General features: G+C 62.3%; 14 protein-coding genes and 1 pseudogene. 4 read left to right on the top strand and 11 right to left on the bottom strand.

Going from position 1 to position 14,772, the window contains the following annotated elements:
* Positions 1-35 precede the first annotated feature (35 nt).
* From ATN00_RS20285 to arsH, 3 genes are all read left to right on the top strand, one after another.
* Positions 36-365, top strand: coding sequence for an ArsR/SmtB family transcription factor (locus ATN00_RS20285; protein WP_037509301.1), 330 nt, complete (start codon positions 36-38; stop codon positions 363-365).
* Positions 366-470: 105 nt separating this feature from the next.
* Positions 471-1,007, top strand: coding sequence for a GNAT family N-acetyltransferase (locus ATN00_RS20280; protein WP_037509299.1), 537 nt, complete (start codon positions 471-473; stop codon positions 1,005-1,007).
* A gap of 167 nt (positions 1,008-1,174) precedes the next feature.
* Positions 1,175-1,921 carry an arsenical resistance protein ArsH gene (gene arsH, locus ATN00_RS20275; RefSeq protein ID WP_062069117.1) on the top strand — a complete coding sequence of 249 codons (747 nt, stop codon included), beginning with the start codon at positions 1,175-1,177 and terminating at the stop codon, positions 1,919-1,921.
* 414 nt (positions 1,922-2,335) lie between these two features.
* Here the strand turns inward: arsH and ATN00_RS20270 are convergent.
* From ATN00_RS20270 to ATN00_RS20235, 8 genes and pseudogenes are all read right to left on the bottom strand, one after another.
* Positions 2,336-2,980: pseudogene (locus ATN00_RS20270) on the bottom strand (hypothetical protein); the annotation flags it as partial.
* Complete coding sequence (locus ATN00_RS23780) at positions 2,977-3,159, bottom strand: DUF5983 family protein (protein WP_062069114.1); 183 nt, start codon at positions 3,157-3,159, stop codon at positions 2,977-2,979. The gene ATN00_RS23780 and the pseudogene ATN00_RS20270, both read right to left, overlap by 4 nt.
* Entirely contained in the window at positions 3,140-3,775 is a 636-nt protein-coding gene (locus tag ATN00_RS20260; RefSeq protein WP_197413761.1) for a hypothetical protein, read from the bottom strand. Before ATN00_RS20260 ends, ATN00_RS23780 begins: the two co-directional genes overlap by 20 nt.
* 10 nt (positions 3,776-3,785) lie before the next feature.
* Positions 3,786-4,013, bottom strand: a complete 228-nt coding sequence (locus tag ATN00_RS20255; protein WP_062069110.1) for a hypothetical protein — start codon at positions 4,011-4,013, stop codon at positions 3,786-3,788.
* 41 nt (positions 4,014-4,054) lie between these two features.
* Positions 4,055-5,299, bottom strand: coding sequence for a hypothetical protein (locus tag ATN00_RS20250; protein WP_062069107.1), 1,245 nt, complete (start codon positions 5,297-5,299; stop codon positions 4,055-4,057).
* Positions 5,296-6,510: a helicase HerA domain-containing protein gene (locus ATN00_RS20245; RefSeq protein WP_062069103.1), complete on the bottom strand. Its 1,215-nt coding sequence runs from the start codon at positions 6,508-6,510 to the stop codon at positions 5,296-5,298. Before ATN00_RS20245 ends, ATN00_RS20250 begins: the two co-directional genes overlap by 4 nt.
* A gap of 86 nt (positions 6,511-6,596) precedes the next feature.
* Positions 6,597-7,865 (bottom strand): hypothetical protein, encoded by a 1,269-nt coding sequence (locus tag ATN00_RS20240; protein WP_062069100.1) that lies wholly within the window; start codon positions 7,863-7,865, stop codon positions 6,597-6,599.
* A gap of 193 nt (positions 7,866-8,058) precedes the next feature.
* On the bottom strand, positions 8,059-8,388 hold the full coding sequence (locus tag ATN00_RS20235) for a hypothetical protein (RefSeq protein ID WP_021235316.1): 330 nt from the start codon (positions 8,386-8,388) through the stop codon (positions 8,059-8,061).
* Between the two features lie 255 nt (positions 8,389-8,643).
* Here ATN00_RS20235 and ATN00_RS23505 point away from each other — a divergent pair, with 255 nt between their 5' ends.
* On the top strand, positions 8,644-9,114 hold the full coding sequence (locus tag ATN00_RS23505) for a hypothetical protein (protein ID WP_126849361.1): 471 nt from the start codon (positions 8,644-8,646) through the stop codon (positions 9,112-9,114).
* 323 nt (positions 9,115-9,437) lie between these two features.
* Here the strand turns inward: ATN00_RS23505 and ATN00_RS20225 are convergent, their stop codons facing one another.
* From ATN00_RS20225 to ATN00_RS20215, 3 genes are read right to left on the bottom strand one after another with little or no spacing between them, the layout of a single operon-like run.
* On the bottom strand, positions 9,438-11,600 hold the full coding sequence (locus ATN00_RS20225) for a hypothetical protein (RefSeq protein WP_021235314.1): 2,163 nt from the start codon (positions 11,598-11,600) through the stop codon (positions 9,438-9,440).
* The gene (locus ATN00_RS20220) at positions 11,597-13,384 is read right to left on the bottom strand and encodes a hypothetical protein (protein ID WP_031342828.1); all 1,788 of its coding nucleotides are present in this window, start codon (positions 13,382-13,384) and stop codon (positions 11,597-11,599) included. Before ATN00_RS20220 ends, ATN00_RS20225 begins: the two co-directional genes overlap by 4 nt.
* A complete protein-coding gene (locus tag ATN00_RS20215) occupies positions 13,381-14,730 on the bottom strand; it encodes a tyrosine-type recombinase/integrase (protein WP_021235312.1) in 1,350 nt (449 codons plus the stop codon). Before ATN00_RS20215 ends, ATN00_RS20220 begins: the two co-directional genes overlap by 4 nt.
* Positions 14,731-14,772 lie beyond the last annotated feature (42 nt).

Raw genomic sequence — 14,772 nt, 5'->3', positions numbered from 1 at the left:
TTGACGATCGCAATCCAATCGGTAAATTACGATGAATGAACACCGAAGAAGCCCTCGCTCTGCTTTCAGCGCTCGCGCACCCTACGCGACTGGAGGCCTTCAGGCTGTTGATCCGGCATGAGCCCGGTGGGCTTTCCACGGGTGAATTGGTCGAGGCATCTGGGCTGAGCCAGAGCACATTTTCGACGCACCTCGCCGTCATGGTGAAGGCGGGTCTCGTCATCGCCGAAAAGCGCGGGCGACAGCAAATTCAGCGCGCCAACCTGGATTCCTTGCGCGGCGTGATGGTCTTTCTCGCCAAGGATTGCTGCCAGGGTCGAACCGAACTCTACGAGCCGCTGCTGGCTGAGCTGACCTGCATCTGACGGGACGCGAGTGAATCCCGTTCCTGTAAGTGCGCCCGCAGTGCAGCGAACCGGCCAGCGTTTGCCTGCCATGTTGAACCTTAAAAGCCCACTTGGAGTACGCCAGTGACGATCTCTGTTCGAAGCGTGACCGTCGATGACGCGGAAGCCATCGCTGCCATCTACGCCCATCACGTACTGCACGGCACGGCGACCTATGAGATCGTTCCGCCCACGGTTGCCGAGACCACCGTCAAGATTGAGACCATCACCGACCGGAATTGGCCTTTCCTCGTCGCCTGCGAGGGAACGGAAGTTGTCGGCTATGCATACGCGACGCAGTTCCGAGATCGTCCTGCCTACGCTTTTGCTTGCGAGAACAGCATCTACATCGCGCATGATCGACGGGGCTCCGGGATCGGCAAGCGACTTCTCACGGCTTTGCTTGATGCTGCGGAAACTTACGGCTTCCGGCAAATGGTCGCTGTGATCGGAGGCGGCGAACCTGCTTCCGTTGCGCTGCACGGATCCTGCGCCTTCGAACACGTCGGCCGACTGACAGGCATGGGCTGGAAGGCGGGCCGATGGCTCGACACCGTCTACATGCAGATCGCGCTTGGCGGCGGCACGGCTTCTGCGCCGACAGCGGATCGACCGGCCTAGAGCCCAAATACCTGTGCGGTCGGTCAGTGCCGCCCGGTTCTTCGACCGCGATGCCCTGCGATCGTCCCGCGAAGAAGTGGACCGCAGTCGTGCCGGGCGAGGTTCGAACAGACATTTTGCCGCCGAAATGAAGCGGCGTGCAGCCGACTTGAGAAAGGTATTCGAGAATGAGATTGCGTGAACTCGCAGCCCCCGACCATTTGCCGGCGTTGGACAAGGCGTTCGCATTCGAGCGTCCAGCCACCGGCCTCGGCTCAGACCAGCCTCCGCCCCGCATTCTGTTGCTTTATGGTTCGCTCAGGGAACGCTCGTTCTCGCGCCTCGCCGTGGAGGAGGCTGCTCGCCTGTTGCAGTTCTTCGGCGCCGAGACGCGGATCTTCGATCCCAGCGACCTGCCGCTGCCCGATCAGGTGGCCGGAGACGACCACCCGGCCGTGCATGAGCTGCGCGAGCACGCGCTCTGGTCCGAAGGCATGGTCTGGTGCAGCCCGGAGCGACACGGCCAGATCAGCGGCATCATGAAGATGCAGATCGACCACCTCCCGCTTCAGATGCGCGGGATGCGGCCGACGCAAGGACGGACACTTGCCGTCATGCAGGTGTCCGGCGGCTCGCAATCCTTCAATGCCGTCAATTCACTGCGCCTGTTGGGTCGGTGGATGCGGATGTTCACGATCCCCAACCAGTCGTCGGTAGCAATGGCGTACAAAGAGTTCGACGAAGACGGCCGGATGCGGGCGTCGAGCTATTACGATCGGATCATCGACGTCATGGAGGAGCTGGTCCGCTTCACCGTGCTGATGCGTCCGCATGCGGTGCAACTTGTCGACCGCTATTCCGAACGCAAGGAGGCGGGTGTTCCAGTCGATGCCTCCACAGACCATTCTGCGATCGCCATCGCGCCTCAAAGCTGAATCGAAGGTCCTCTTGGCCTGACTGTCAAATGGGAGTGTCGATGAAGCGGTACTCCCAACGCACCAAGTATCCGGAGGAATGGCAGGTTTCGGGGGCGGCACGGCTTGGCCCAAACGGCCGATTTGGGCGCGTACCAGACATTTCCCAATCTGTCGGCGCAATGATCAAGGCCGCATCAGCAACCCGACAGGCAATGGCAAGTTAGTTTCTTCCGCTCAGCAAAGTCATTCCGGATGCCCCCGCGACGAGTCGCGCCGCCTTCGGCGGTTGCGCTCGGGACAGTTGCAAAGTGCAGTAGCGCTTTGCAACTGTCCCGAGCGCTTCAATGGTCTCGAATCGTCTCAAACGGCGGTTAATTTTATAGCGCATAAATAAAGGGTTGTGATGAGACGAGACACCATCTGCAAACATAAGAAGAAACAACTTGACTTACTCGGGACGGGGAGCCCCGAAGCGGTGATGCGGCGTTCGCACGCTTCACGGTCCATCCCCCATTCGCGCAGCGGATAGCGATAGTCGTAGAGCGGATCTTCGATCTTGGCGGCATGGGTGTAGCGGATCGTATCGCGCTTGCCGGCGTCGAACCCGATCAGTCGCGTCACCTTCTGACCCCTCGCCCATGCGTCGATCGCGGGCTGCCACGTTTTCAGGAAGGCGTCCTGTGGCGCCTTCTTGTATTTCAGGCTGCAACTGGAGCCACCGAGCGATTTGCTGGGCAGGGTGGCGTTGGTGAGCGCCATTTCGAGCAGAGAATAATAGGGCGGCCAGTGCTTGAAACGCCGCGGCTGATAGCGAACGATCTCGAAAGGGATACCGCGTGCGGCCATCCATGGACGGATAACGTCGAGGTACTCGTAAGTGGCCGGCTTCTCGACGCCGGTATCCGCCGTGATCACAAGGTCGGGCTTTTCGCCGCGGGCTTCCAATTCGATCAGAAGCGCGGTGGAATCGACGCCCACGCCGTAGGCGAGGACGTGCGGGGCGCGGGGCGGCAAGAGGTAGTCCGGGACGCGGTTTCTCACGTCAACGGCTTTGGGGGCGCTCTGCAGCCGTGTCATGGTGAGGTACGGGGAGCGTCTCCCCACTCGTATTCTGGCAGCTCGTCGACCTGCGGGCCATCGCAATCCCACATGATCCAGTCGCAGTTTTCGCGCTTGGCGACATGGATGGCCGAACGGATCTCGACGGGGACACCCTCGGCCTCGGTGATCCCGACGTCATCGCAGACGTGCGCCATAGTCGTCCTTGTCGAAGCAGGCCCATGGACAATGCGCCATCCAGTTTGCGGCCGTGGCGGGGCTCATATGGATGGTGCTGAGTACGAGCATTCTCGCGATCTCGAGCGGTGGCGGGACGTGAACGGCCTGGGCAAGCGCGACGGAAGGCACGTTAGAGGCGCCCTCCTCGATCCCGTCGGTGATGACGATCGGAGGAACAGCGAAATCGGCCTCGTCCAGATAGGCGTTCACCGCAGCGAGAGTGCCCAGAGCCTCGATCTTGGCGCGATCGACATAGGCGGTGCCGTCTTCGCTGCAGGGATAGATCACGGGATCGCCGGTCCCGGTGAAGATGACCTTTTCCGGGCCCCATTGCCCGGTGAAACCGTAGGAGGAACGCACGAACGGCACGCCATGCGCCTCGCAGATCGGCTCCAGTTCCTTGAAGCAGCCATTCGCGACTTCATGCGCATAGAGGCGCAAGGGCTGGCCTTCGGTAAGGTCGCTGTCGTTGAAAGGCTCGCCGTCCCAATCGGTGGACAGGGCCTCGGCCGCGATCGCGGCAGCGAGGCTCTTCCAAAGGGACAGGCTGACGGTGCCGCCGATCGTGATCGACGCGGAAACGCGGTCTACCATGTGGCGGCCCTCAGCGCAGTTCTTCGAGGACATCCGCGCAGAGCTGCGCATCCTCGCGGGCAAGCCGTTCGACGCGCGGCATGTCGCCCATGTCGATCACTTCGTAATCATCCGACATATGCGACCATTCGGCGGGATCGAACTCGTCGTGCCAGCACCAGGTTCCGTCAGGCCAGAGGACGATTTCATGACCTGCGTTCGGGTTCGGGGCGGCAGTCTGCTGAGTTTCAGGGCACATGCTGCATCTCCTGCTGGCGCGGAAAATCCTTGCCTTCGCCTTCACCCCTCCCCCTTCCCTTTCGTGTCGTCGGGCAGATTCAGGATGTCAGCGAGGGTCGGGGGTTCTGGCCAGCGAGGACGACGGCCGAAGACGAGGCCCTGCTTGCCGGCATATTTGTGTAGGGCGCCTGTTTCGCGGCCGAGCGCTGCGGCAAGGTCTGCGAGGCTGATGCCACGCTCATGCGCGATCCGCAGCGCGGCCAGATGGTCAGGAGTCCAGCGCTGGCGTCCTTCGTGTATGAGGCCAAGGATATTGGCGCGCGTGAAGATGGCTGCGCGGGTGCGGCCCATTTGCCGCGCCAGTTCGGGCGTCGGGATCTTGCCGTAGTCGCGGCGAAGCCATGCTTCGTCGGCCTCGGACCAGTCAGGACCAAGGCGGAAGCCTTTGGACCGGGCATGGGTGCCGCGAAGGTTCAGATATTCCGCGCGCCAGCGGATCGAGAAGACCGATCGGCCGAGCAGGTTGCGCAAAGGTGTCAGGCTGGCGTTGTCGCGATAGGCTTTGATGAGAAGTTCATCTTCCTCGGGCATCCAGACGCGGCCCCAACCCTTCCCCTGCCCGGTTCGCTGCATAAGCGCCTGAAGCGACGACTTTGTGCGGGTGGCGAAGCCTTCCGTGCCAAGAATCGTGCCGATCTGGGTGTAGGTATGACCGGCTTGCACGAGTTCGATGGCGCGCTCGATCTCGGCGTTGGTCCAGCCCTTGGGAGTGCTCGCGTGCTTGATGCCCAGCTTTCCGGCACGGCTGTAGACGCCGGCATGGGGTCTGCCGATGATGAGCGCGACCTGTGCTGTCGGAATATCGGCCGCAAAGCCGGCGCGCAGCTGCGCATCTTCCCATGGCGTCCATGCCGGTGCTGCCTCTTCGCTGAGGCCAAGGAATGCGGCACGGGTATAGACGGCGCCGCATGAGCGGCCGAGACGCGCGGCGATCGTGGCAGCGGGCTCCTGCCCGTAAGTCTGGATCAGTTCGTGATCTTCAAGCTCGCCCCACGGCCGCGTTGAATGGCGGCGCAGGCCAAGGGTGCAAATCTTGTCCCTGACACCATGCAAGCCGCGGCCCAGGGTTTCGGAAATTTCCGGCAGCGGAGTGTCGTCGTTGAACAGCTGGCGCAGGGTGCGAACGTCCTGAGGGGTCCAGCTATCGGGTCGATACACCATTTCGGCCAGTGGCGCCGATGGCGTGGGTATTGGCGCTGCCAGCGGTACAAGTTCGACGATGATGGGTGCGGTGTCGTCGGTCATGACAGGCCCACCACATGGACGTCGCTGAGACGGGCGCGCAGGCGCGTATGGAGGCGCGCCATGCGGTCACCGGCCCGTGGCATGGTATCGACGGCCGAGAGCGCTGAGAGGACGTCCAGCGCCTGATCCACGGCCTCGCGGGTGATGCAAAGATGCTTGGCCAGTTCGTTGGCGGTCGTGGCGTTGGGAGAAATGCCCTTCAAGGCCAGGCAGACTGCCGTTGCGGTCGGCGCGATCGGATCGAGCAGGAAGGCGTCGAGGGCGCGGCTGCCGCGCGCCTTCAGATTGTCGTCGCGCCGGCTTGGGGTTTCGCGAAGATGCTCGAGGTCGAGCAGCTTCTGGGCCTCGGCATGGTCGAGGTCGGCCGCGCCGTGCAGGTCCGGGGTGGCGCCGAGATGTTCGGTGATGGTCTGGTCGATCTTGGCGAGCAGCGGTATGCGGGTGAGCGCGGGGCCGAAGGCGTAGAACTCGCCAGCGCCAAGTGTGCGCAGTTTTTCGGCCTCGCTGCGGCTGAATCCCAGAATGTCGGCCGCGCGCAGGATGTCACGGTCGAAGACGTTGATGCCGATCAGGAAGTTCTGAAGCTCGGAGACGACGGAGCTGGAGAGCTTGGCGAGGCGCTGGGTCGCGATGATAGGTGCGATCCCGCGTTTGCGGCCTCGGGCGCACAAGTCGGTGAGCGTGGCGACGCCAAGGCGGCGGGTTTCCGCGTCTTGCGCGGAACCGGCCTGATGGGGCGCGAGCAGGTGCCCTTCGTCGATCGCTACGAGAACGGTGTGATTCCAGTCCTCACGCGGCGCGCCGACAAGGCCGGCGAAGAAGGCCGATGCCTTGATGATGCGCTGTTCGGGATCGAGGTCGGTGAGATCCAGATGGAGGGCAATGCGGTGGTGCCTCGCGCGTGTCGCTGCGGCAGTGAGGCCATCGGCGGCGATTTCGGCGGCCTTGATCGTGGTCGCCCCGATGTGCGCGGCAAGGTTGCCAAACTCGCCCTCGGGATCGACGATCATGGTTTGCACATAGTCGAAGGCTTCTTCGACGATGCGGCGCATGGTCTGGCTCTTGCCGGCACCGGACCCGCCCTGAACCAGCATGCGTCCGGCAAGGACGCGGGCGAGGTCCAGTTCGAGGGGGCCATTGCAGGTTTTGCCGATGGGAACCGCGCAGCGCGGGGGCGCTGGCGGTCCCGGCAGTTTGACGACGTTGGACATGGGCGGCTCCTTTCGGGTTGCTCGCCTGTCCCCTTCCCCCTCCCCTCAAGTGGGCATCGGCGCCTCGATCAGCCTGCGGCCTCGGGCTAGAAAGTGAACTCGGAGGCAGCATAGGCCCGCCAGAGGTGGCCTTCGGCCTCGATCTGGGTCTCGAAGGTGCGGATGGTATTTCCGATGGTCACGACAAGGCCCTTCTCCTCATCCAGTTCGATATGGCCGGGTTCGTAGACGCGGCCAGGCCGGATGCAGGGGTCATTGTCGCCCATTTCGCAGCCTGCGGCGGAGAGGTCGGGTACGGTAAGCCCGGTGCAGCGCCAGAGGTCGAAGCGTTCGCCTTCGGCGCTGGCCGTCATGTAGCGCTCCCTGGCGATCGTCCATGCCGCGTTGACGTGATCGAGGTCATCGCCAATCCCGGTTATCGCTCCTCGGGCAATCAGCTGATCGCCGCGATAGGTGAGCCATACGGCCAGCATGACCATGTTGGCATCAAGGAAGTCATGCGACGCGCAGCATCCCGGCGTGATCGTCTGGTTGTTCAGCCGCATGGTTTGCCATTCGTCAGGCGTCATTTCCTGGGCGAGCGCCTTGGCGAAGGCGCAGGCAAGGGCCTCGCGGTTGGCATGTTCCATAGCCTCGGCGTAATCCTCGCCGGTGTAGATGGCTTCAAGCTCGTCCTCCGCATTGCGGCGATAGAGGCCAAAGCGCGGCTCGCTCGCAATTTCGCGCAGCGTGGCTTCGGGATAGTCGATCCACATTTCGACGGGCTCGCCCATCGGCCCGGAGCAGACTTCAAAGCTGGGCTTGGTGTCGTTGCGCCAGCTCTTGTCCGTCCAGTCTCCCGGAATGGGCGGCATGCAGGCAATTGGATAGTCGGGGAATTGTAGAGCCCACCGCGTTTCGACTTCCTGTGTGGTGTAGCCGAAGGCGAGCGATACGAACCCCGCCTTGGGCTTCAGAGCGTTGAGCGATGCGATCAGCGTGCGATCGCCATCGGCGTTTGCAAGAAGTTCTGCATGGACATGCGGCCAGGTGGCTTCGTCGACGGTGATGTTGAGGAAGCCGTTCCACTCGCTGTCGTCCGTGTAGCCGGGGAAGATCGTCCCCTCTCCGAAACTCCAGCAAACCTCACGGCGGCCGCCTATGGTGCGCGACTTCGCGCGCGGCGAAGGCTTGGCCTCGTTTCCGGCCTTGTCGAGCATCAGCACGAGGATGGAGGGGCGATCGGCTTCATTGAGTGGGCGGGAGTCGAGGATATGGCGTCCGCCACGGCCGATGCTGAAGGCGTTGAAGGTCGGTGAATGCCCGCCATTGGCATTCGGGATAGACGTGCCGGCATCGTATATCCTGACAGTCAAGCCAACTTGGGCGCTTGGCACAGTGGCAAAGCGCTACTGCACTTTGTCACTGTGCCAAGCGCAACCGCCGAAGGCGGAGTTCATCGTGCTCGGCGTGTCATTTGCTCATGCCTACCGGCACTCGTCTGAGCCCTTCAACAGATGGCAAGATTTGGCGTTTCGAATTGAGCCATATTACGGCCGTGTTGGGTGGTCAGTTGCCATTCCTCTGCGCGAGGCATGACCTTTGGGCATTTGCATCCTGCTTCATCGCAACGGCGTGGAGTCCAACTGCGAGCAGAGGTATAGCAAGGCCGACCATAAACTTCCGGGTGGAGGGCGCGAGTTTCAATCTCTCCATCAGAACCGCGCCTGCGAACAGAGCTATCACCGCCCCGATCCGCGTGATTGTGTAGAATACGCTTTCCGGCCTGCATGGCATCGCGGTATTGAAAAAAATGAGAGCGACCGCGATCAAGCCCGCCAGAAAAAAGCCGAGGCTCAAGATTGTGGCGGCGGCAGGAACGAATACGCGCTCGATCATTGCATTCACATACCGTGATTTGGAATGCCCGCAACGGGGCGCGAGCCGCCAGACCGCTTTTCTTGCCGCGCTGCGGTAAGCCGCCCTTCCGCTGACCGATGCCCATGGCCGCGCCGGGAAAGGCCGAAAGGGGTGGTGAGCGGACCGTGAGCTTAGGGTCGCTGGATAAGGGTCGCAATCCAGAATTACCGATGATATTTGACGAGAGGGGTTGGCCAATCGTGACGGCCAAATAGCTGAAAAATCGGGGGCATCATGCGATATTTGATAGCGGCTGCAGTGATGGGTTTAATTACTGTTCCGTCCACCTTGCCAGCGCAAGATATTCGCCAAGTGAAGTATCAACGATGGGGTATGTTTGGTGGATATAAAGACAAATTGATAGGTCAAAATTCATGGAAAGTAATAGCCGGTGTCAACGGAAGGGCTCCGGAAGGCAGCGCTTTTAATATTGCACTCTATCGGGCAGCAGAACTCAGCAAGGTGGCAGGGTTCAAGTATTTCCAGATCATTAATCAGAAAGGTAAGCAGTCATATGTAAGCCTTGGCGGAGCGTCTTCCAAACATAGCGCTGGAGGGGATGCAGAACTGCAGATTATAGCGGTTAACGAACCTTCTGCCCCCGAAAACTGTCTGGCCGAGAGACGGGAACTTTGTATGACGCTTGAGGTAGACGCTACCATGCAGCGAGTGAGCCCATTTCTGAAGTTCCCTCGCCTCAAATGATGTGATGCGGCACTGATCTGAGCCGCCTTGCTTAATGTCCGCAACGGGGCGCTTGCAGACCGGTAGAAAAACTTCGTTGTCGGCGATGCGCCACATCGAAGGCAACGTGCAGTAATCTGTCAACATTCGCCAGTAAACCACCATTTCGAGATCGGCCAGCCATTCTTATTTCGGTCATTTTCTCGCTGACTTTCAGAACCCCCGGGGTCGGCTGAAGGGTACTCTTTCGGCACGGGCGCGGGGATGGCGGTAAATGAGAAACCGGGAACAGGATGAGTCGGGAAGGCGTAGTTTTGGTGAAGAGGTTAGCGATGCTGCCGGGCCTACGGCTCGCGAGGATCGATCCCGGCAATTACCGCATTCAGACGGTCAAGTTCGTTCCGGAGGGCCTGACGCTGGAGATCGGATATGCGTCGCTCGCGTAAGTGCGACTTGGCATCGACAGCCGCGCGTTCCCATGCCGGCCTATGGCGCGCGGTGATGCAGGCATTGGGGCAGCGGGTCGGCTCGCATAGCGCGGTAAGCGGCTGCGAGGGATCGCGGGTCGTCACGCGCTTAAGACAGAGCGCCGTCGCAGGATCGAAGAAGCAATCGGCGAGCTGCCCAACATGGAGGGTACGCGCGACGCTGGCGAGCATCACACGTAACCTTGCTCGGTCGGCGATCATGGCAGGCAAAGGACCGAGTGCGTCCGCGGCCTCGTCGAGAGTCCGCGCGATGCGCGGTCCTGCCGGACCGCCAAGCGATGCGCCGCCTCGCCGTCGGTCGAAATAATCCAACAGGTCATCAAGCTGCCCAAGCTGGCGCTCTGCCTCGACTTCGGCGCGAAACCCGGATCTGCTGGTTCCGGAATAGCCATCGAAAGCGGCAACCGAGGCGTGTTTATACTGGATCATGCCGGCGATGGTGCCGAAAGGACGGTTAGCGATATGCCACGCGATGGTGCGACGAAACTGGCGCGGTGTGATGTGCCATGGCTTGCCATCGGGTCCGGCCGGGACGATCGGCATGTCGGCGCTGCCGAAGGCGGTGGTGACGTGATCGCGAAACGCGTTGAGATGGCGTATCACATCAACTGACAGATGCGTCCTGCCGGAACTGGAGCGTAATGCTGGCCAAAGCGTATCGCTGCCACCGGAGCGTGTCGACCTTGCCGACGCCAGGCGTTCGAGCACCGCTATGGCGTCTGCTACCGGCTCTATCGTTACCCAGCTTGCCGCCTCACCTGTGGTTGCGCGACGCTTATAGATGGTCGATCGAATACGGAATCGCTCGAGCAGGCCGTCCTCGCTGCGCTCAATCGAGAGGCAACCGAGCCGCATCGCCTGGACCTCGGAGTCGCGCATGCCGGTGAGATAGGCGCACACTATATAGGCAGCGACCTGAAGCATCTGCTCTTCACGTGCGAGAGTCTTCACGTCGAAGCGCGCGCACCAGGGCTGACCACTGTCGGGATCAATTGAGATCGGCGTGTCCATTCCGCCTGTTTCGACACCGAGGTTGGCGACGGCAGCCGCGATAATGGCGCGCGAACGCCTGTCGATTCGGAAGCTCATGGCCGGCTCCGCCGCAGCATCGACACAGGCGTGAAGCTCGAGAAGATGGTAGTTAATCGTCGGCGTTGCTTTCTGCGCGCCGACGTTGCTGTTCTTTGCGGCCCAGATTTGCATACCCCAAATCGGCACGCCACGGCCTTGCCGCGCTCGGCGGGCGAGATGGCGCTCGAGGCGAGCATGTTGTCGCCGTCGCCGCTCCGAGTTCGGCAGTCGACGCTCGATGGCGAGCAGCCGGGTGCGGCGCGCCTCGAGACGATCGAGCGCCTCTCGAGCCGCCAGGATGTCGTAGGCGAAGATGCTGACGTAGCGCAATGACCAGGCGAGCAGCGCGGCGATAACATTCTCGGGAAATCGCGGCGTGCGGTTCTCAACGACGTACCGGTGGCCTGCGACGCGAGCGGGTGCCTGTCCGGCCCAAGGTTCGAAAGCGAGACCACCGTTGGGCAAGTGGTCGCGATAGTGATAGAGATGGGAGACTGATTGCAGGTGTTGGCCGACTACTTCGGGTAGGAGGGCGAGATCGTCACGAAGATGACGGGCGTAAGCATCGACTAACGCCGGATCGATGCGTGCAAGATCAAGCCGTTTGAGCTTCAGGCGAACGAAGGCGAAGAAACGGCGTGCGCGGTCGAACGCGTGACGGATACACGTTGGCGGCAACTTTGGGGCGTAGCCGGGAAGATCGACGTTGAGGCGCGCATAGAGATAGGCGCGCATGGCGGCCTGCATATCGGCATGTTCGAGCAAGTCGAAATGCACCATCATCTGGGTGCGCTGGGTGTTCTCACGAAAGATAGCGGGACCGAGATCCCAGCTTGGATCGCCGACGCGCGATAGCTCCTCGCGGGTATAGCCCGGCTTCAGCGGCGCGCTCGCCAGCACTGGGCGATCGTCGAATGCCAGCGCGCGGACATGAGCGGGCGCGGTCATCCTTGTGCCTCCGGCGGCAAATAGAGCCGCTCGTTCTTCATCTGCTGGCGTGCATCGGTGATTACGATATCGGAGAAGGCCGGCAGGATCTGGCGGGTAATGCGGGCATGGACATGACCGAACTTGACCGCCCAGTCGCTCGCCAGCAGGCCCCGTCGCTGCTCTTCGACGAACGCGAGGAAGGCGAGAATGGCGGGAAGCTTGCGCGCGGTGATGACGGCGTTGGGACAATCGAGGCAACCCCAGAAGGGCTGCACGCACGGCGATCCGGCTTCGGTGAAGGGGCTACTATAGAAGCCTGCGCAAGCTGCGAGCCAGACATCCTGCTCGCCGTCGAGTAACGAACCCACTGTACCCGCCGGCGTCAGCGGCAAGGCCTGTGCGGGCGCTTCGCGCAGCGCCTGTTCGGCTGAAGGCGCAAGGACGATCGGCATCGCCGTAGCCAGCGCTTCGCGGAACGCATCAGCGACGGTCGCCTCATGCAGGGGCCGGAGCGATGGGAGATCGGCATAGTGCCGCGCGGCGACCTCACGGGAGTGTCCGACAGCGAAGCGAGCCATGTGGCCTTCAGTTTTGGTGTACCACAGCGCCTTGTGGGTCTTGCGGAGCCGGGAAAGCAATAGGTGGAGCGGTTTGCCGTCGTCATCGACAATATTGTGCCGCGCGGCCCAGGCCGTGACGCGCATGTTCCCAAGAGAGATACCTGTCCGAAGGCCTCCCTTTTGATGATAGGTCCAGAGACAATCGCCGGGCAGGTGCTTACGAGCGGCGGAGGTGATGTCGATCAGGCGGCGGATCAGCCCGCCGGGCGTTCCGCTACCGCCGTCGCGGACGCGCATACTCTTGTGCGCAGCGCCGCCCGCGCGGCGCTTCAGGTAGCGCAGTTCCACAGTGCCGGCACGTGCATTGGCGAGACAGTCCACGGTCAGCGCCGTTAGGCACTCGGGCTCTAAACCGGTGTCGAGCGTGAGCATGACGAGCAAAGACGGTAGATCGGAGCCAAGTAAATGATGCCGGCCATGAATGTAAGCGCTGAACCCGTCGGATGGCAAACCGTGTCGTCTGTGCAAGGCATATAGGTTTACCATGTCGCGCTGGTCGGTCAGGATAGAGCCATCGCGAGCGATGATCGCTTCAACGTTGGCTCGCGCACTCACGATTGCTGGCTTGTCGTCGTCGGTGCGATCCTCAACGCGGAGACGACGAAACATTGCTTCGACGTCAATCCGGGCTGCGTCGCGCAGTGCTCGCGCTACGAATGGGCTGTACGCATCGCGCGGGGTCGAACAGCCGACCGAGGTGGCCAGAATATAGCGTAGCCGCTTTTGCAGATCGGGCGCGATCCAGTCGCGCCCGTCGGCTTCGATTACGCGTAGCGTGTTGACGATCATGCTGACCGTTCCGTGACAAGTTCCCGCGCGTATCCCGCTCCGTTCGAGCGCTTCCGCGAAGCCATCGATGTGGATCGCACGCAGATCACCGGGACCGACCACCTCGGGAGCTTGGTCACCCAGCCAGGCGAAAAACCGCCGATAGCCATACCCATACTGTCTGACAGTCGTGGCGGCTCCCAAGGGGCCGCCGAGCGCGGCCAATCGTCGCAGTGCGCCGGCAAAGGCGATCGCTAGCGGGCGAGGATTGAACCTTGTCATATCGACCAGGACCGTGCCGCCATATCGCGCCTCGATGGTGAACTTAAGGCCGAGTACCGGATCGGGCTTCTGTGGCTCCGGCGTGATCGACGCGAAGATCACAGGACGGCCCTTTCGGGGACGCCCGCTCATGCGCCCTGCTGTCCCGGCAGCAGCGCGAGCAACTCCTCGACGGCAGCATCCACCGTATCGGCGCGGGTCGCTATATGGTCGAGGTAGATATAGGTGGTGGTGAGGCTCGCGTGGCCGAGCAGGCGTTGTACCTGTTGCAGCGGATCGCCCAAAATCAGCCGATAGCTCTCCATTGGTCCCGCTGGCAATGCCGCTTCGCGCAGCCGCTGCTGGATCAGCAATGCGAGCATATGGACGGCGAAGGCGTGGCGAAGCTGGTGCGGACTGATCGACAGCGGGAAGCCATTCTCCGCGCACCGCTTGCAGGCGCGGGTGAAAATCACCTCCCACGAGTTAGGGCGGACAGGCTGCCCGACCTCGGTCAGCCATAGCGCCGCTGGCTCGCAGGGCGTTCCATCCTCGTCGCACAGGATTAGGCGGCATCGTTCCTCCGGTGTGCAGACATCGCGCATGCGGTCGAGACCGGCGCGGGTGACAGGGATCGGTCGGGCGAACTTGGTGACACCGTCGCGCGCGGCGAACTTGGCCAATCCCGAGGCACGCTCGATGGCGACATAGGCTGCGATCTGACGCAGCAGCCGGCGCGGAACCAGAACGCTGCGTCCTCGGTCGCCCTTGGTGAGCGGCGGCGGGAGAGGCAGCCAGAGCTGCTGGGCCCGGTTGCCGTCGCGGTCGATCGAAGGAAGCTCGGCAGCGAGCAGGCACGACGCCTCTTCGAGGCGCAGGCCGGTGGTGACGAGAAGATCAGCAAACAGCGCGTTGCGCAGCCCGTTACGATCGCGAGCACCGGGGCGCTCCGTGCCGTCAGAGGTAAGGCCGCGCAGGCCGATCTCGCGGAAGACGCGGTAGTCTTCCATCGTGACGAACCGCACGTCCGATCGCTTGGCAACACGTTCATAGGCGTCGTTGCGCGCCGCGATCATGCCGCGCCGGCCTCCCTGGGCCGGTCGCCACACGGCGCGCCGGCTGAACGGCACCTCGGCGATCAGACCATGTTCCTCGCCCCAGCGGTAAAGGCGATCGAGGCTAGCCACAGCCCGGTTCCAACTTGCCGCCATGATCCGGTGATCAGCCTCATCGAGTCGTCGCTCACGATGATAGGCGGATACATCATCGCGGGTTGCTTCCCACACCGTCTTCCCACAGGCATCGAGAAAGCGAAGCCAGACCGCGACATCATAAGCATAGGCGCGAAGCGAATGACGCGAACGGACCCCCGACAGCGGTAGGTCGAGAAAGAAGCGATCCAGATCGCGATCATAGAGCGCGTCACCACACAGGATCAGTGGCACATGCGCGTCGAGACCCTTGGCCGCGCGGCGCTCGCAAACAATGATGGTCGACACCGGCGCGAAACCCTCCCCCCGGACCCCCCACCCGGAAGCTGA

This window comes from Sphingobium baderi (genome assembly GCF_001456115.1).
GTDB classification, from domain to species: domain Bacteria; phylum Pseudomonadota; class Alphaproteobacteria; order Sphingomonadales; family Sphingomonadaceae; genus Sphingobium; species Sphingobium baderi_A.
The sequence above is the reverse complement of the archived record's forward strand: the minus strand, read 5'-3'. Positions and strand labels throughout refer to the sequence as shown.